The organism is Paraburkholderia sp. CNPSo 3076 (assembly GCF_026343935.1).
Lineage (GTDB): Bacteria > Pseudomonadota > Gammaproteobacteria > Burkholderiales > Burkholderiaceae > Paraburkholderia > Paraburkholderia nodosa.
Map to the genome: position 1 here is coordinate 1 of NZ_JAPMAL010000031.1, position 19,375 is coordinate 19,375.

At 56.8% G+C, this 19,375-nt stretch carries 11 protein-coding genes and 1 pseudogene; 6 read left to right on the plus strand and 6 right to left on the minus strand.

The window, feature by feature from the left end:
* Positions 1–620, minus strand: a pseudogene (locus M3A49_RS31005) (IS5 family transposase); the annotation flags it as partial.
* 169 nt (positions 621–789) lie between these two features.
* Entirely contained in the window at positions 790–1,590 is an 801-nt protein-coding gene (locus M3A49_RS31010) for an H-NS family nucleoid-associated regulatory protein (protein WP_266232385.1), read from the minus strand.
* 327 nt (positions 1,591–1,917) lie between these two features.
* Here M3A49_RS31010 and M3A49_RS31015 point away from each other — a divergent pair, with 327 nt between their 5' ends.
* Positions 1,918–2,526, plus strand: coding sequence for a hypothetical protein (locus M3A49_RS31015; RefSeq protein ID WP_266232386.1), 609 nt, complete (start codon positions 1,918–1,920; stop codon positions 2,524–2,526).
* Between the two features lie 534 nt (positions 2,527–3,060).
* Here the strand turns inward: M3A49_RS31015 and M3A49_RS31020 are convergent.
* Positions 3,061–4,560: a G1 family glutamic endopeptidase gene (locus tag M3A49_RS31020; protein ID WP_266232387.1), complete on the minus strand. Its 1,500-nt coding sequence runs from the start codon at positions 4,558–4,560 to the stop codon at positions 3,061–3,063.
* Between the two features lie 1,154 nt (positions 4,561–5,714).
* On the opposite strand from M3A49_RS31020, the gene M3A49_RS31025 reads away from it, so the two are divergent.
* Entirely contained in the window at positions 5,715–8,153 is a 2,439-nt protein-coding gene (locus M3A49_RS31025) for a hypothetical protein (protein WP_266232388.1), read from the plus strand.
* A 382-nt stretch (positions 8,154–8,535) separates the two neighbouring features.
* Here M3A49_RS31025 and M3A49_RS31030 read toward each other — a convergent pair whose 3' ends face one another.
* From M3A49_RS31030 to M3A49_RS31040, 3 genes are all read right to left on the minus strand, one after another.
* Positions 8,536–9,369: an HAD domain-containing protein gene (locus tag M3A49_RS31030; protein WP_266232389.1), complete on the minus strand. Its 834-nt coding sequence runs from the start codon at positions 9,367–9,369 to the stop codon at positions 8,536–8,538.
* 93 nt (positions 9,370–9,462) lie between these two features.
* Positions 9,463–9,606, minus strand: coding sequence for a hypothetical protein (locus M3A49_RS31035; protein WP_266232390.1), 144 nt, complete (start codon positions 9,604–9,606; stop codon positions 9,463–9,465).
* Positions 9,607–9,920: 314 nt separating this feature from the next.
* Positions 9,921–10,463 (minus strand): DUF6471 domain-containing protein, encoded by a 543-nt coding sequence (locus M3A49_RS31040; RefSeq protein WP_266232391.1) that lies wholly within the window; start codon positions 10,461–10,463, stop codon positions 9,921–9,923.
* Positions 10,464–12,295: 1,832 nt separating this feature from the next.
* Between M3A49_RS31040 and M3A49_RS31045 the strand changes: the two genes are divergently transcribed.
* From M3A49_RS31045 to M3A49_RS31060, 4 genes are all read left to right on the plus strand, one after another.
* On the plus strand, positions 12,296–13,471 hold the full coding sequence (locus tag M3A49_RS31045) for a hypothetical protein (RefSeq protein WP_266232392.1): 1,176 nt from the start codon (positions 12,296–12,298) through the stop codon (positions 13,469–13,471).
* Positions 13,472–13,694: 223 nt separating this feature from the next.
* Positions 13,695–14,489, plus strand: coding sequence for a hypothetical protein (locus tag M3A49_RS31050; RefSeq protein ID WP_266232393.1), 795 nt, complete (start codon positions 13,695–13,697; stop codon positions 14,487–14,489).
* A complete protein-coding gene (locus tag M3A49_RS31055; RefSeq protein ID WP_266232394.1) occupies positions 14,486–16,834 on the plus strand; it encodes a hypothetical protein in 2,349 nt (782 codons plus the stop codon). The genes M3A49_RS31050 and M3A49_RS31055 overlap by 4 nt, the downstream gene beginning before the upstream one ends.
* 1,087 nt (positions 16,835–17,921) lie before the next feature.
* On the plus strand, positions 17,922–19,262 hold the full coding sequence (locus M3A49_RS31060) for a hypothetical protein (RefSeq protein ID WP_266232395.1): 1,341 nt from the start codon (positions 17,922–17,924) through the stop codon (positions 19,260–19,262).
* Positions 19,263–19,375 lie beyond the last annotated feature (113 nt).

Genomic DNA, 19,375 nt, shown 5'->3' on the forward strand with positions numbered 1-19,375 from the left:
TCCGATACAGCACACGGCTATAGCGACGCTTGGTCTTGCGGTTCGAACGCGGCGGGATTACGGCCTTCGCACGCGTAGTGCGGATACTCTCCACAAAGGCGTTCGAGTCGTAGCCCTTGTCAGCGATGACCGCACCGGTGCGCAAATGCTCAACCAGTTCATTCGCGCACGAAATATCGGAAACTTGTCCCTCGGTGGCAATCAACCGCAGGGGGCGTCCGGCGTCATCGACGGCCAGGTGCAACTTGGTGGTCAGTCCACCTCGCGAGCGACCGAGCGCTTGCGGACCGTTTTTTTTGAGCTCCGGACGAATGCTGGTGTGCGCGCACGATGGTCGAATCGATCAACACATGCTTGATCTCGGTTTCGTCGGCCACGGCGAGGATCACGCGTTCCCACACACCCTTGCGACGCCACCTGGAGAAACGCATGTACACCGTATGCCATCGGCCGAACGCCTTCGGCAAATCGCGCCACGGGCAGCCGGTCCGGCCGATCCAGAGGACAGCTTCGACAAACCAACGATTGTCGGTCGCCGTTCGCCCTGGATCGCCTTCTTTGCCTGGCAAGACGGATTCGATTCGTGCCCATACTTCATCGCTCAACAACGTTCGAATCATCTTGGCCTGCTCGCGCAAAAGACAAGATGTAAACACATTTCATCGAATGTAAACAGACCCTAGGCTATTCACATAAACGAAATTGTAAACGGCCGTCCTCACTCGAGATGTTTGCCGTTTGGCAACGAGTGAAGACGGCCGTTCGTCCCCTGCGTGGCAACCCGCAGACTCAGATGTTCTCCGCCGCCGACGCAGCCACGGTGGCGGAATCGAGCTCGCTTTTAGCAGCCGCTTCCCGTATGGCGGCCTTGGGCACGCGCTTCGCGGGCGCCGTCTTCTTCGGTGCCTGTGCTCGGACAGACGGCTTCTTCCCTGGCACCTTTTTCACCGCAGCGTCTGCCTTCGGTGCGGCCTTAGCGGTCACGGCCCGTCGAGCGACCTTCTTCGCAACCTTCTTCGCCGCTGTTGCCTTCTTCGCAACCGTGCTGCGTTGCGCAGCGGCCGGTTTCTTCGCAGTCGCGGTTACCTCGTTCTCAGCAATCAAGAATTTTGAAGGATCCTTCGCACCCGCAATCCATGCCGGTGCGCGGCCGCGACCACTCCAAGTGGCGCCGCTTTTAGGATCCCGATATTTGGGAGGCTGTGGTCCCCGCACGTAGTTGCCAGCTTTCGCGGCTTTCTTTGCAGGAGCCGCCGACGTGGCAGATGCCCCGCTGACAAGGAACTTGCTTCGGTCCTTCGCATTGGCAATCCATGCCGGCGCGCGGCCGTGCCCAGTCCAGGTTGCACCAGATTTCGGGTCACGGTACTTTGCAACTCCAGCAGTTTGCTTGTCAGAGACGTTCGCACTCGGCTTACGACCGCGTCGCTTTCCGCCAACATACGAATCAATGTCCGCAGTCGTGACGCCATGCTTTTCCATAAGGGCACGAATCTTCTCGAGAACGCTGGAAGATTGCTTCTTGGCGATGTCTTCCGCCTGCGACTGAAGTTTCGCAATCTTGGCGTGTATGGTTTGCAGAGTAGCCATTGCCTTCCCTTGGTGTGGATAATGAGTCGCACTATGCCACACAGTGAGCCAGATTTGCTTAGGGAATGCAGATATAGGAGATGTGCTGTATTAAACTTTGTAACGAGGGCAACGCGTGTTGCGCCGCATGACAGAGATAGAGTTTCCGCGTGCCCCCGATAGCGAACCATAGAAGTTGCGACGCAACGCTCTACTGCCAGACGCCGGCACGTCTTGGATGACAGTGTGTTTGGCTGTTTCAAGTGAATTCCAAATCGCGGATGCGCGTGCAGCCGCGGGGCAAAGGTTGGATTTCGGCTGACTGATTTCGATGAAAGGTACTGATTTATGGACAGCGCACCTGCGCAAATGAGCTTCGACTTGCAAGAGGTTGCACAGTTGAAATCTGTCGCGGTCCGCGGTCGCACCTACGCCAATCGCGTCAGTCTCGTACTCGCGCTTCGACTTTTGGGCCAGTCCGGGCAACATCTTGACCCCAGTGCAGTGATGCTCGAACTTGACTACCTTGAGGGACTTCGCCCAACGTCGCGGACAAAGGCCGAAGCCCCGTTCAAAGGGCAGCATCTTGAACCGTTTTGGCACAAGCATTTCACGTCCAGTCGGCACGTCACAACGAACATTGGAATAAGGTGGAATCTTCCCGGCGGCGGCAACAAAGATCTCGCCCGGATGATCAACGACATTGCCCGGGAGCACGGCGATCATCCAGAACAATGGATCAACCGGTTTGTGCATCGCCTTGTCGTTGGCGGGTACGAGGAGCGAGCAGCGCGTGGACTCACAGGCGACTGGATAATCTATGTCAAGCACGCCGATGCCAATTACTACCTTGACCTCGCGACTCATGAGGAAGGTAGTCAGGACGAAGCCGAAAATCTGGCGCAAAAGCTCCGCAAAGGATGCGCCTGGGAATTTCCCTTCCTTTTCACTGAGTAAATATCGGAGTCGAGCCGCGCCACGCTGAAGGCGCATGGCCATCGCACGCGGTCTTGCTCGCGCCGAGAGTATAGGTCGTCGTCGGACGTTTGCAACTGCTCGCACCCTTAACCAAGCGGGTTGCATCCTCCAGCGAGGAGCGAGTACGCGCTTCATGCCGGAAGCACCTCTATCGCCCGCACATCGATGTATTCTAGCCCGCCGGCCCAATGGAACAGTTGCGCGGCACTGCAGCTGGTCCTAGGTTGCTGGCAACCAACGCACACACTATTCCCGATCGCGCCAAGCACTAAGAAACCGTCCCGGCTCACGTGCTCTCGACAGTCTTCATTACTGTTTTCGTGCTTGGCGTTGCATTATTTGCGGCCGCTGCTTTGGCTGCTGACGCTTTCCTCGGGGACTGACTTCTTAGTCGCTAGCCTCGAAGACTGGGCGCCTCTTGTGAGTGGTAGGATGAGAATGTCCCGATCAGCAGATTGTCCAGAAGACAGTCTTCCGATCAGGACATGATAAATCGAGGCACCCAAACCGCGCTTACTGGAAATTCATCCAAAAGAATTGAATTGCCTGCGCGTCCGAGGGATTGTTCGGATCGGGCATCGCGAATGGGAACGCCAACAGCGTGTTGTTGTTGTTCGGATCGACCATGTTGAGGTAGCTAAGTTGCCCGTCGAAAGGTTGCGAACCGTCATCCGCACCGAGCGGAAACATGTGGTACTCACCATACTGGGCGTCGGCATACGCGCAGTTCCACATGAGTGCAGGTTGTAGAAAGAATGCGAGAGGTGCCGGATTGTTGTTAAACGACGGCCGCTCGAGGATGAATTCGGCTGTCGTGCCTGTGAATCCTGTACTCCTCTTGCCACCCGCAGACTCGGGAGAGGTGGGATACGTGCCCATGAAACTGGCGCCGTTGGTCGCGTTGGTCAAATAAAACCAGACGTTGTTATCCTGCGGCGTGAGGCCGCCCCAGTCTCCGTCCTGGTAAAAGGTCGTACCGTACGGGTCGGCTACCCAGATGTCGACGGAGATCTGGTCGCCTGGATTTACAGGAAATCCAGGAACCACCCACCAACTCCACGGCAATGATTCCATCCACATGTAATAGGTAGTGATTTCCCAGAAGAACAGGTTGTAACACTCGGATCCCGTACCGGCTTGATAGAGGTCTCCGGCACCATTGTCGAGACCGACCCACTCTGAGAGAGCCGAGAAAGGTGGCCCGTTGTCGAGCGTGAAGACCAGCGGCGTGTTCCATTCCGCCTGGATCGCCGCGAACTGATTGATTGGATTCTGGTACCAAGCACCGGTCCAGTTTGGGGAGTTGGCGTTGGCTTGCGAAGCTGCCGCCTGGGCCAAGGAACGTTTTGCCGTCGCGCGTTCGCCATCCGGCACCTTGATTCCTTCAGGCGCCCGCATATATTTCGACCGACTGTGCTCGGGGTGCGCCACTCGACGCGTGTCGACCTTGGTGAACGAGCGCAATACGTTCCTTAACCATCGCGAATACTGCGCCGGCGACCGCTGAGGATCGGGCCTCGGCGGGTAGCCCTTCGCCAGAAGTTCAGCATTCGTTGGCGCCAACGGGTCACCTTCGAGAGGCCCGCGAACATCGCCTAGGACGACGGCTCCGGAAGCTAATTCCGGCGCACTCAGCGACTGCGTGTAGCGGACCTCCGTCCCAAGCGAAACAACGTGCAATTCAGCGTGGCCAGCGCAATGGCATTCAAGGTGGAACTCGGTCGGTGTGGCACCATTGAGCGCACGCGCGTAAAAGCGGACGATGCCCCCGCTGTCGGCATCGAGTTGAATGCGGCGCTCTGGCGCCTCAGGATGGTAGAAGTAACAGACAGATTCCGGCTTGACCCCGACCGTGACCAGGGTTGCCTGGGCTGGAGGAACTAGCCGCTCAAAACGCTTGCCGGCGGCAATCGGCCCTCGCGTCGTCCCATGATCGGATCCCGAATCGACGGGTGGTGGCAGCGGTAGTGTGGGCGACGCCTTTGCGGAATTCTCGCTACGCATCTTGCTCATGTTTGTCTCCAATAACGGACGCTCGAAATCTGGAATTGGACCGCGCACGTTGGCGCGGACGGGGGGCGCACCAGAGTTGAACTGCTGGTGCGCGGCCGCCACCGACACAAGGCCACCCGCGAAGACCTCGCCTTTGTGTCGATAGCGTCCCGCCGAGTTTCTGACCTGAATTCAGGTAACACCATGGAGACAAAGTGAAGAAGACCTGAATTCTCATCACACCCGGGTGACGTTACTGTGGCGTATTGCGAGATACCGTTCCACGGCGCGCAAGATTCATAAAATGGTCAGCAAGTTCGCAAATAAATCACAGCGACCAGTTCCGAATCACCTTAGACAGTGCACGATTTCCTTTAAATCAAGTTTAAGTGAACATCAGTTCAAGTATGCACGTGCGGCACTCCGAGCGAACCTCCGAGAAGCTGATATGCATGAAGCGCTCGTCTCGCTCCTGCCTTCCCCCGTCACGTGCGAGCCTCTGACGCATTGGCCAAGGCTTCAGTACCTCGTCCCGCCTCCGCCGCCGAAAGATCAAACCCTTCTGAGTGTGGTGACGACTTCGAGACTACAACGCTGCCCGACGCATCGTCGGCAAGCAGCGTTCCCAATGAACTGAGTGCACGACATACACCTGCCCGTCAATAGTGAAATGTGTCCGGACGCACATTTCTCAGCGAAAGCCCCGTCACATCGAGATACCTATCCTAATATTCAAGAGCCGTTTGTTCGAATTTCAAGACCTTGCACGCCGCCAACAAGGCTCCTCGAATCGGTCCGACATTGAAACTATCGACCTGCGACTGATTCAGTATGTATGAATCGCATTTTCACCCTAGGTGACGCAGTTTAGATCGTGTTGACGCAACCGTTCGCCCGACGCTGTCGCGCGGCGCACCTAGTTACGTGTAGCTTTCGAAAGCCAACAACTCTTTGCTGGAGACGCACATGACCACAGGTATTCAAGCTCGGTCCCCCGCGGACGAGTTGCTTGAGGCAGCCGAGCAGGCAGCTGCAGACCTCGGAATTCCCGGAGCTGTGGTCAGGAAGATAAGAATCGAACTCTCGACGGCAACAGGTCCAGTCTGCCCACCCCCAACCAAACCTGTGTTGAGGGGACGAGTTGAATCAGATGGCACCATAGTGTACGAATACGTATGCGAGTAGTGAGCCTGTTCGTATCTGAGCATTGGTTCTCCATCGCTGTCGCTGGAGTGGTGCTTTGCGTGCTTTACGCCTGCGTACAGTTTATCGCGCTCAGACGACGGGGCCCAAAAGATGCGACCAGCAATGGGATCATCGTCGGGAACGCCAAAGCCTTCGATAACCGCTCCCTTCAGCTGCGGATAGAACGATTGAGCGCCAGTCTTTCTGCGCTAAAGACAGTCAATCAAAATATCACCGATAGCCTGTCTTTGATGCAAGGCGATACTTCATCGGACACGCTTCACTCACTGGCAGTTGGCCTCAACGTTAAAGAGACGACTGAGCACGCCGAAACACCCTCCAAAACCTCCTCAAAGACGTCGAAAGAGAAGCCGGAAACGAAGCCAGAATCCCGCAATTCTGAGCCGAACGAAGACAAGAAAATCGACGTCGGCCTGGCGGCAAGCGACCTGTTGGGTAGTCAGCTTAACCTCGCCTCGCAGATCATGAATCTCGAGTTGCTGTACGAGCGCTCCCTGACGGACCGTATGTTTGACAATGGCACCCGGATTCAAACGGTCCTCGGCTTTCAAGTTTCAGTCAATCCTCAAGCAGGAGACGAGAACTGCGTTGCGGTCGTAGAGGTTGGCGTTCGGGTTCCCGAAAGCAACGATTCAATCTCTTTGGTTGCACTGATCCCACAGGAAAGGACCTACAACACACTACTTGTGAACACCAAAGCCTACTCACTGGGTGGCTCAGCCGTCGCGAAGATGTTGAAGATTGGTGCGGGTAGCAGACACAGATTTCGGCAACTATATGTTCATCGTGACTCGGATACGATAGCGTTTGAACGCGGACAGGACACTGTGCCGCGCTTTTTTCCTCCACATCAACCGTCCTCAATCTTCGGCTGGGAATTTCGGCCTGTCTTGGGCGCAAGTTGCGTTACAGCCGGAACCCGACAAATGTTAGCCGTAGTAGCAATTCCGAAAAAGGATGTGACCCAAACCGGTGAAGTTCTCCTGCAGATCCGGACACGCACCTATTGGCGCCGGTATAACCGGCGGACCTTGACGTCTCGGCCCAGGTGGCGTTTTTTGCCATGGAAGGTCGACGATTCGAAGCTTGTCCTTGGTGAACCACAAAATCTCGCCATCCCTAATAACGCGAAGACACAATCCAACCTCGCGCCAACGATCAACAAAATCCGGTGGGTACACTCAGGACCAGACCAGGCTACAGTGATCGTGGAGGGAACAAACTTCTTCTCCGGCACCAAAGTCACAGTCGGCGGAAAGACGTTCTGCGAAGAACAGGGTACGTTAACACTAAAGTCGGAACAGGCGCTGGAGTTCACCACTGCCATCGTTTCACTTTCTATCGGAGATGCTGTCTTGAATGGGCGTTTCGGTCCGTCATTCAGACTTGAAGTGCCACCGGGAAGCAGGCCGATGCAAGGCTTCTATATTGCAAGAGCATCAATCAGACCAAGTCGATACACTAGAAAATTCCGTGTCGCAATTGATGTGAAATGCCCAAATAATGAAGGCGATGGCCAACCTGTCGATCTCACAACAAAACTATTTGAAAATATGCCCGACCCGATGCTACTTGTTGGGGACGAAACTGTCCCGCCACCCTATGACTATGAAAATCTAACTTCGGAAACCGACCCAACCAATCCGAACCAACCAATCAATCCGAGCCAGCCAATCAGCACGGGGAAATTCATACGGGTGGGTGCGTGGATTAGCGCCAAAACACTGGCAATCAACCCATCTATTACTTTCACGGCGCCTTTTTGTGGGTCCGAATTCATCGCATCGTTCCCGTTGAGTTTTTCGGAACCTTCAATTTCGAGGCTTGGAGGCGATGAAGTGAAGTCTGTCTTTAGGATCGCGCACCCACTTGGCTTCGCTACTTCAATCACCGTTGACCTTGACAAGACCTATACGACGGAGCCAGAACTGAAGAAGGCCAGTGCGGTGGATTATCGATTTGAAATCGATACGGCTATTGCCAGAAAATATCAAAACATAATAATTCGCATTGGAACTGCTGAACCCTACCTGCTTCCGATGCCGATAGAACCAACGCCCCCACTACATCCGGTCATTATTAACGACTTCAAGCCACCTCGAATAATCAGTCTAAGTCGCGGTCCCGTGGAATGGTCGGGAACAGATCTCAACGGAATCGCCAGTGTAGCGCTTTACCCCGCAGACTCCCAACCCGCGCAACCAGCCACGGCAGGCCAAGATTTACCCGGTGGAATACCAGCCGACTTCGCTGTCTATGATCTCAACAAACGGATCGAAGTTTTTTTCAGCGAGAGAAGCACCGCAAATCCAGGCAAGGCCACTGTCGCGTTCACTACCGTATCAGGCACAGTAATCAAAGTGCCAATGCACATATTGCCCGACGACTCGACCCCAAAAACAGTATGAACGCGTGCCGTGGTCGCCCTGTCGACGAATCGTCGACTGTGTGACGGGGGCCTAGTTGGGTACTCCAATCTCTCTCGACGAGGAACATGGGGATGTGAGTCGAAGCAGCCAGTCCGATAAGCGTCTAAACGGGTTCATCGACAGCCTCAATCGGCCAACGTGTGACGCACGTGAGCGCAACAAGCAAGCGATGATGCAGCTAGCGAGTATGGTGGGCGGAGAATCAGAATGACCCTGCTTGAGCCCACTCCGTTGCTCGCCGGTAGCGCAACTCCAAGCTCAACTCATCGAACGACAGCACAACTGCGGACGCTATGCAGATTGCTTTCGCATCGCCCCCGTCGGTCGTCAACGTCGCTGAACTTCCACTGCATGTGCCCTATCATGCCTCGCGAGCCGCGTGAACGTCCGCGAGCCATTCTCGGATGCGCCGTTGAGCGCTAACATCGCTGATACCTTGTGCTCCATCAAGTAAGAGGAAGTGGTTCACCAGCGATCCAGGCTCTGGTCCGAAATGATAGGCGCCGTGCGCGGCGTCATCGAGAGCTAACCAGTGCCGTAGCCCCTTACCAAGTGCGAAGCTGCTAATGACGTAGGTCCGATCCGTCCCGTCCAACACGTAGCTCAAGCGCGGCTTGACGTCTCGCGTCGAACCTACGACCCTGAGAGCCAAGCTGGGCGGAAGGTACGAGCCGACTACGCCTACCGGCAGTGTCTTTATCCACGAGGTGGTCAAGACAATTTCGACCGCTGGATATGGCTCGAGAAGATCGGCAAGGAGTGGAGCGAACTCCAACAGAGGGCGCCCAGTGTCGAGGGTGATTTCGCCGTCGTCGCCCAGATAGGAATGTCCGATATGCAACGTTCCGTCGAAGTCCAGAAACAGCGTCGGCGTGATGTTATTGAGCACCAACGGTATCGCCTTCAAGTGCCGGACGACGGAGGATTCCGGCTGCGCTTTCCAAACGGGCTCGTAGGTGTGGCCAACGGCTGCCATCGCCGTAACTGCATCGTCTTTCGGCAGAACGAGCATCGCAAGGCCAAAATCATTCAGCACCTTGAGTAAGTCCACCGTCTCGACAGACAACCCGTCCTCAAGGCGACTTAACGCTCCGACTGGAACGTCAACCAGCTCAGACGCGTAGAGGAGATCGAACTCCCACGCGTGCCGCCTGCTACGGATCAGTTGTCCGATTCCCTTAAGGTCTGTCGCCAATGGGCATGCCTTCGAATCTGGCTTTGACGAGGCAGGCGACATGACTTCCCCCTTCCCAAATACGACACGCCGATCTTGTGCGGTTGCGCGGGCTTACCAAGCGAGCAGGACACGCAAACGACTTACCAACCAACCCAGTTCATCTTCGGACAGCCAGCTCTTGCGCGTCAGGGCTGCCTGGACGCGCCCGAGGACTTCTTCGCTCGATTTCTGAGGATGTTTGGCAGCGTCCTTCATGGCAACCCGCCCAAGTTGCTTCGCCAGATCCTCGCAGACCAGCCAACGTTCGTGCCGCTCGGCAGGACCGTCGCCCCCAACGTACACACCATCGCAAAGGACCGCACAGGGTCTTCGGCTGGGCGCCGGGCACGACGCCTAACGTCCGCCGCCACGGGAAATTGGCGGGTGCTGAGTCGATGTCCATCGTCGTCCGTCAGCGGTATATTTCGCCCAACGAGGCGAAGATCCTCGTCGACGAAATCGGAACAAACGTCACGGTTTCATTTTAGACAGTGTCCGCAGTTTTGCAAGGCGGCACAATGGTGCTAAGGTCAAGCGTCGTCAGTCGCGACACCACTTTCAGCTGCGGCGGCTAGGACATGGAAATCAATGTAACGATCGAGGTTCGAACTCCGCAGCACCGTCATACACTGAAGAAAAAGGGTAAGGGAAAATGTTCCCGCGGCCAGATGCGAACCAAGAGTCTTCTCGGTTGTCGTGACACCGATTGACGACAACCGCCTAACCAACTCGGACACCGTAATCCAAGGTTGCTCCGAAAGCTCCACAGCCATAACCGCGCGGGCACGCGCTTCCCACGTGCCTGTCATTGCAAGGGGCGCCATCCAGAGGCGCGGCGCGCCGGCTTCCGTCGCGTGCAGAATCTGAAGGAGCAGCGTGAACCGGGCCGAACCGCGAGCTACTCGAGCGATAAGCGCGCGCTCAGTATCCTCGATTCCCAGTGAATTTAGGACTACGGCTAAATCTCCATAACTGCAATCCGCCCGAGCCAAGGCAACGCGGATAACTCGCGCAGCCAAGTTGGCCCAAGACGTGGGCACTTCACCCATCAATCCTTCTTGCGTTTTCTGCATTTCCGCCTAAAGTGAAGGAATCGCGCCGACGAAACCATGACGTTCGTATCAAATTCTGACATTCACTAACACGCGCACATGTAACGATACGACGCCGAATGTCTAATCCTACAACAAGGGGCAGACGTACATTCAAGATGTTAATAAACACCAGAGAAAATAATAGCCAGAATCCCTGCGGCACCGGAACGCACAACACCGATGCACAACGTGTGACACGCCCGAGCACAACTCACACAACCATGGAGAGAGGTATACGGTGTCGATTCGATGAGTGAATAGCTCACGTCTTCCACGATGAGTCAACGCTGGGCGATTCAAGCCCATAGCCAAGACCCCGACCAGCCACACGCCTTACCCGCTCAGCCTGACCAGTCCTAGATCCACACCAATTCACCCTCTGAATATACGCCAAGCGCGATCCATCTTTGCATCGACCATGTCGGAACGCAACATCCGTGTTCCGCAAACGCTCCTGCATTCGAATCCATCTACGTCCCATCCGCCACGACGATTGACTCACCTTCGAGGAGTTCGGCCCGATGTATCTCCGGCCGGAACGCCAATCGAGTTGAGGTGACCATCATGTTCAGAACTCTGTACGCACCAGTTCCCTACGAGACACCGTTCAGCCTACTTGCGGCGTTGGCGTCAACAACACTCTCCAGTAACGTCCGTATTCTCGCGATGGCCGCAGTTCGCCGCCGTACGCCGCAACTGTTTGAGACCACGCCGTGTCGGCTTTCAAGATTCTGCGCGTTGACTGAGGGATTCTATGGATCGCCCAGGGAAGTTCTGATGGGACGTACACTATTCCCCCTTCATCGCTGCTGCATGGGCGAGGCAGTCGCAACTTATGTCGAGTCCGCTGTTTGCGACGGAGGTCGACGCCGACTACCAGGCCCGAGACTGCCGCCATCACTCCGCTCAGTCAATCGATATGGCCTTGAATGTCCGGAGTGCAGCGCGCTAACGCGCCCCCAAACGGGGAGAAGATGCTCACTTTCGTTCCACTGCATCCCCTTGCAAACTCGTTGCCCGCTGCACGAATGCCGCTATCGATTGGTCGATGAGCGCAGCGCGGAGGAAGTCCCCGTACTCACGGTCTGTAACACGAAATCTAAGCTTAATAGCATGCGGTTGAGTACCGCGTTGTTTCGGATGCTAAGTCACTCGGACTACCGATGCTATGTAGCAAAGCTCGAAAGAACGTTGCGCACAAGGGGATACGTTGCAGAGAACGGCCGCATTAGGATTAGCAGCCTGAAACGTGATTTTGCTGCCTTTTACTCCAATGGCTTCGAGGATCCAAGACTAAATGTCTGGCTGGCTAGCGGCCGCATCCTGATCCACACGATTCGTTGCATACCGCGATTAAACACGTCTCCACATCCGATTGGGGTGGCCATGCTAGACACAGCGCTCGACGATATTGAATACGCACGGCGTACTGCGCGAGGGAACCGGCTATTGCCAAGGCGCACGGAAAGCCCAGGCCTTTAGATCGCGCAGAAAGAGCGCGTCGGGCTCGAAGTGAATGTCCACCTGCTGTTCTGGACGGACGGGTGGGAGATTTGTCGAGATTGCGGCGGAGAACGTCGCCCGGATTCGAAGCTTCTACCAGGACAAGAACCCGCAAAACCGTATATACCGCGTCCACTTCGAGTGGCGCGCGACATCTGCTGCATAGCTACATCTCGGAGGGAGTGAGCGTGAGCCGAGCTCTACGAACATCTGGCCTCACAGACGTCATCACTACCCGCAATGTACGCGAGGACAAGGACAATCCTCTCCTTGCGAACGTGCCACCTGTGCCGACCCTGACGGAAGCCATGCACCTCACGGAAGCGCGCGGATCGGACGACGCCACGGGCTGGTCGGTTCACGAACGGATCGTACACCACGCTGCCGGCGTGCACATCACCGACGCCGCTCGCGCGAGCGTTCTCGTTAGCGTGATAGCGCAGGTTCGGAGCTCTTACCGGGACCGGGATCTGAGAACCCCAGCGTACCGCGACCACGCCATAGCAGCGCAACATCTTCTGCATGGCGGTCGCGGCAGGCATATGATCCCGATCCGGTTTGCCGTCGCGCCGAGGGCAAAGCCCCGGGGAATGGTTGTTGCCTGTCCAGTCGCGTTGGGCAGGAAACAACTGGTAGACCGGGTAATGCTTTTTATCGGAGACGAGCCCAAGGTTGTCCGAGTCACCACCACCACGGGCTTTACCGAATACCTTCAACTCCCTGCCCTGCGGGCGACTTGGCCAATTGACGGAAAGCTGCCCGGACTTGCGCAGGGGATCATCGGAGCGTTCGACGCGGCGTTTCACACGGCATACGCGTACAGCACCCATACACCGCTGTTTCGCGAGCGTGACTTCCTCCCCGCGATATGTGCACTCGGCGTTGCGTCCAACCTTGGCCTCCTTGTGATTGAGCGAATAAATATCCAGGATACGGGCACGGGCGCCGACGACAGCACGTGGAACGCGCTCGCGCAGTTCACACGCATGACCGGCATCCCGGTTCTATGCCTGCCCACACCTGGTGCGGCTGCCGTCAGCCTCTCGAAATTGCCTGGCGCGAGGGCTGACTTGACGGCGGGAGGTCTCATTGAGATTGCCCCTGCTCGTGCCCCCTACGAAGCGCACTGGATTGCAATGTGCAACGCCATCTTCGACACAACGATCCGCCTTGCGGGAATCCCGTCCATGCCGGCATGGCTTCCTGATACGGCATACGAGCTAACGCTGGGCTACCCTGGTCTTCTTGCGAAAGTCCTCACGGCCGTCGCGCTCCATCTTGTCGCCCTGAAAACTCCCGCCTTCAGCGCCGAAGTCCTCACGAAGTACGGCATGCGCGCGCTCAGGCTGGATCAGCCGCATATCGACGCGATCCGAATCATTCGACAGGGAGGCAAATTCACATCATCAAGCCTCATCCGTTACGGCGACTGGCTTTCGTTTGATCAACTTGTGCCGACGCACATGATGCCCGAGCTCCAATGAACAGTCGCCTGCCAAATATCGGGCGCCCCCGCGGGTTCAGGAGGACCCGGGATGTGTGAAACGACGGCGCGCCAGCAAAACTACGGCGTAGATCGAGCCCACGCCGGACCCGCACAGTCATCTGCGATGCCCGCCTGCTGCCGGTCGGTCAACGGGATGATCAGCACCGGAAATCCAGCCACTGATGAATGAATCACGCTTCCTGCATGTGGAGGAAGAGAGAATGAAGATCCTTGAGCTTCCCGCTCCGTATGTAACGCCCCGAGATGTCGTTTTGCCGCGGCGTGATGCATATGGCGTCCTGCATGGCGCACAGTATGTACCACTATGCGATCCCGCGGAAATAAACATCGCAACCCGTGCCAGCTTCGCGGGCGTGAAAGTGCAGCGTGTTCATGAGGCGCGTTCACTCAACGAAATGCGAGCGATTTATGCATTCAGTTTCAATCCGTACGTAATCGATATCAGGGAACAGTACCCTGTGTACAACCAGGAAGCATACAACCGCGCAAGGCTCGCCGGCAGCCGTATGCCTAAGTCACAGATCATGAGATACGACGTTGTACTGACGTTGGTGCTTCCACCAGATTCCTACCTCCACTACCACGGGGTCTCCATTAAGGACGGCAACGAGAGATTTGGTTCGAGGGTTATCAAACGACATCAGCGCGAGAGCGACAATTTCGCCGCTCGTGGCTGGACGTGGGAATCATTACTCGGAAGCCAGCTGACCAAGCTGGCGTATGGGAATCACGCGCTAATGCAAACCTGGATTGCAAACGCAGACATCCGGAGCCTCTACGACGAGGCCGGCATTCTGGCCATGCGCCTGCAGACACGGTCCCTGCGTGGAACGCTTCACGATATTCTCGAGAGGCACGCCCGGCATCTTGGCATATCACTGGACCACGCATTCGAGCTTTTCGCCGTCGCAGTCAGCTTCGGGTTCCTATGGATCGACGACAGCCAATACCTGCGTGTTGACCGGCCGTTGGGTCTTCAGAGGTGGATGCCATGACCCCCGCCCTCACGCCGAAGGAAGTGCGCCCAATCACTGGCGATGTCAGGTTGGTCGCGCAACTGCGAGAACTGCATCTCGCGACCTGGCCTGCGGGCCTAAGCCGCTTCGCACCGTTTTCCCTGTCGGGTGACCCGGAGAACGCTTACATTGCCGTCGCCTGGGATCCTGTGTCGCGAACCTTGCACGTGCAGCGCACCCACCTGGACGAATCGCCGCCGGCCTCACGGCTCCCCACACCCATGTCCGTCGATGCCGAAGGCTGGCTCGCAAGTGTGTCGCCAATTCCAGGGCCTTTGCGACCGGAATACATGAACAAGCCCCTTTCTGATCTGCCGGATAGCATGTTCAAGGGGTTTAACGAGCGCGCCATGCTCATCGCCGCAATGATCATGGTGGATATCGGCGGAGACGGCAACCCATCGGACTACATCCTGAACGACTACATTTTCTCCGACGCGAATTGCCGCAACGAACGCATCAAGGAAATCGGACTGGTCCTTCAAAGGGGAAACGGATTCAAGCCTTACATGGTCAAGCTGCTGACAAGATTCATATGGTATGGCGGCGATCAACGAGCGATACTCGCCCGGACGCCGGCGCGTGGCGGGCCTGGAAAAGAACGACTGACGCCTGGCGGAAAGCCAGGCCCATTGTCGAGCTATGAGAAGCTGCAAAGGACCCGCGCAGCCGCAAGAGGAAAGAGCTTTTCGCGACGTGCACGACGTATCGACTGCGACGACATCGCGAACATAAGAAACGCCCTCACGATCGACTGGGCGGATGAGAAAGTTAGCCTCGCCACGACTGTGCGCCGCATGATAACGAGAGATTATAAGGACTGCGGTCCAGCGGACACACCGACCTACCGCGAGGTTTACTACCGGTACCGCAAGATCGCGGCCGACGAGGGGTTGCTGGCGCGCAGATACGGGCATCGGGCAACCGCGCAATACCTTGATCCCCGGCCGGGGACGGCGAGCGAGATCACACAGGGCGTCCTTGAAATTCTCGATATTGACGGCTTTCGCCCCAAGGTGCCCGTCGGCGCCATCGTGAATGGAAAGCTCGAGCCGATGGAGGTCTGGATCATCATCGGAGTCTCCCGACTGTCTCGCGCCTTCCGCGGCTACGCGATGTGCACTGAAGGAGAGCGGGCGGAGGGCTATCGACTATGCTGCGTCAGCGCTTTGCTTCCATTGGACGACCACATAGCATCTCTCGGCCTGCCATCCCTTCCTGGCATCGTGCTTGGCAATTTCGATGGCGTATTTGTCGATAATGGCGCCGGAAAATCGAAATCTGTTCGCGGAGCGGTTGCCCAGTCGCTTGGCGGTATCATGTTCAACCCACCGGGCGCGCGGCCGGATCTCAACCCGATCATTGAGCGTCTGAACGAGACGATGATCCAGATCATCTCGGAAGAAACCCCGCAGGGCTACACGCGGGCGAATAACGTTCTTGAGAAAACCAAGCGCCGCGAGAGACGCAAGCTGCCACCTGTGGAGCCCGACAAACTCGAGAAGCTGTTTCTTTGTGCGTGTAACCGCCTGAACCTAACCGCTGACTGTGCACATCTGCGCACGAAAGAAATGAGAAACGCTGGTTATGGCACATCTCCTGCAGAAATCCACCAGTACTATCAGTCGTTGCGGTCGGGGAATGCTGCTCGGGTGTACAGCGCCGAGGAAGTGTATGACATTTTCCTGCCGTGGGAACCCGCCACCTGCAGGAGGGGACGGATCCTCTACGAACGGGCTCGTTACACGTCACAGCGGCTGAAGGATGTTGCGACTGCCTACTCCAGGATACCGAGCAAAAAACCACCTTTGCTGGTCTGGGTAAAGCGCATCTCGCGTCGTTCAATGACACTGCTTTGCAAAACCAAGGACGAGGCAGTCTTTGAGATTGCAATGATACCCGAGGATCGCCGCCGCTTTGGCGAGGGTGCGAGCTGGCTGGACCTGCAATTTGCCAGGTTTGACGAGCGCGTCACCGCGAAAATCAAGGCGGCCGGGCGCACCCAGTCCCGAAGCAGACTTCCGGTCGAACAGCAGAAGAACATCGACGATATCGAAATGGCTCGGGGCAACCCGTTCGCAGGCGCAATAGGAAAAACACTAAGGGATGCCAAGCGAAACAGCACCGCGCATCGGGAAAGTGAACTGGCCAAGAAGCAACGGGCTGCCTACGGGCTTCCGCTCGAGAATCCGCCCGGTTCCGGAGCGCAAGCGGGGGCATCGGAAACGCCGGAGGGTTTCGATGACGATCCGCTAGCCGCAGCAACGCGTCAGGTCGAAGAGGCTTTCCGCAAATCTCTCGGGCAGCCAAATATGCCCGACTAACGGTGAGGCAATCCACCTCCCCCGGGGAAGGACATAGACGCTATCTCGACGAGCAGTTCAAGGTCGACACCAGAAAAGCATCCCGTTATTGAAAATAACGACTATTGGCGGCTTCCGTTGGCTCTCAGGTTCCCCCTGAGACCTTTGGCATGTCAGTTTGCGCCGTGGCGATGTGTGGAATGTCTCAGAACTGTCGAGATGAGCCGCGCCCAAAGCAATCGTTCAAAGTGAGACTTCCTGACGGCACTGGCCGTGTAATACCTGCACCCACACCGAAGCAGCAAGTCGCAAATGCATGTGCAGGACGGGCAGACGAAATAAGCGGACGACTCGCCGGCGATCCTTTGAGAAGTATCAAAAGACCGAGGGCATAGGTAACACCAAAGAGTCGAGCAGCGGAGTCAGCGCAGATGGAGGATGTTTCCCGTTTCGGACTCGCATTCATTTTCGTATGTACAACGAATGCGGTGCGGGCGTAATGCAGATGTTCACACGTGATATCAATCGGCGAGCTTGCAAAAATACCCAATTTTAGGGTACGCTAAACCAATATACCTACATAGTACTCCGAAATACCACATTTGTCAAGCGTGGCGGGCGACGAAATTTGCGCTGCCCAGAATCCTGATCTTACCTGCAAGGAGATTTTAACGAAGAGTAAGAAAGCTGCGAGGTAGACCCTCGCACAAAAACTAACGGCGCATCAGAGGTACGAACTCCGATGCGCCGTCCTCACGGTGCCCTCAAGGCCTCGCGCGCCAACACACGCGTAGCGTCTCACAACGAGGGGGCGTTGTCAAGACACGTCTGTACGAAACGCGTTTTCGCAAGGATACCCAATGAAGAAGAAAGCCTTACGGCAGGATCCTCCTGCTACCGAAAGCTACAGCCTAGTCGGGAAGCCGCCACCCGTGCCCCTGCCGCGCACAGAATCAACGTCCCGCACAACAGCTGACCACGCTCCCGGGACCACTCAGGGCAGCAAGTCCAAGAAACAGAGACAGCATCGGGACCCCTTGGCCCGCGTGGCGATGCTGGTCTTGGCGCAGGAGATCGGGGCCTCGCTTGCCAAACGGGAGGATGCCGAATGAGCACGAGCGAACAAGCGCCCGGCGGTAACAGCATTACTCCGACTCAGAAAGCTGTTCGAGCTCGAGGCAATCCGCTCCTGGCGAGCATCAGGGGTGTTCCTACCCTTCCTGAAGCAATGGCATTGACGACGGTAACGCCCCCTGACGCGTCCGAATACGAATACAGGTCCAAACAGGAATTGATCGTGGCAGGCGCTGCCGATACATTGGTCAGCAATGCGACGATCGGCAGTGTCCTTACAAAGGTCATCACGCTTGTCAGGGATTCGTATCACGACAGGGATCTTCGCAAATCCCACTACCGGGACTACGCAGCGAACGCAGCCTCGTTCCTTCACAGGAGGAACAACACGCACGGGCACGTGCTCCCTTCGCGGTTCGGGATCGCCCCACGCGCAAAACCGCGGGGAATGATCGTCTCCATTCCAGTGCGCATGGGAAGACGGTTGCTAGCGCAGGCCATGCACAATGCGATCGGGAGTCAGGCGCTGGCGGTTCGCGTGCCCGAGTCAAACGGTTTCACAGACTACCTTCAGCTTCCATGCCTCCGGTTGCTCTGGCCAATAGACGGAAAACTGACTTCGTTTGCACAAGGATTTTTCGGGGCGTTTGACGCCGCCATGCAGACCGAATATGCATTGAACACGAGGTCGCCGCTCTTCCGCGAACGTGACATAGTGCCCTCGATATGTGCATTGTCGGTGGCAGCCAACCTCGGGATGCTGATTATCGAGCGCATCAGTATGGAGGACGCATCTGGCAGTTGGGCGCCTGCAACCTGGAACGCAATCGGGCAGTTCACCCGGACAACGGGCATCCCAGTTCTCTGTCTAGCGACTCCGGGCGCTGCTGTACTAGGTGCAGGGCGTCTACCGGGTGTCCTTGGTGACCTGACAGCGGCCGCCCCCATTGAACTCCTCCCACCTCCCAGTTCGCGCGACATACGTTGGCTCGCGATATGCCGGGCACTCTTCGACAGAACGCTTCGCGTCGCCGGCATCGAGTCGATGCCGCTCTGGCTTCCGTCGGTCGCCTATCAACTGACGGCAGGCTATCCAGGGTTGTTGGCCATCGTGCTCAAGAGCATCGCCCTTGCCCTGTCGGCACTCAAAACACCGACCCTATCCAGGGAAGTGTTCGTGACCTACGGCATGCAAGCGCTCAGACTGCATGCGCCTCATCTCGATGCAGTGAAATCGATCCGCAGGAAAAAGGTCATCACACCTCACACGCTAATTCGGTACAGCGACTGGCTGTCCATTGCAAAGCTTGGCGCTGTTTTCTCGGTGCCGGAGTTGCTAATCTCAGAGGACGACGCAGAGGACGTGCCGGGGTAGACCGCATGGCCCACCATTGGCAGACAGCGTGACTAACCCGGCGCGACGAAACTGCGCTCGTCGCAGGGGGAGCTTCAATGCTCCTCCTGTTCTCTAACTTCGACGGAGACCAT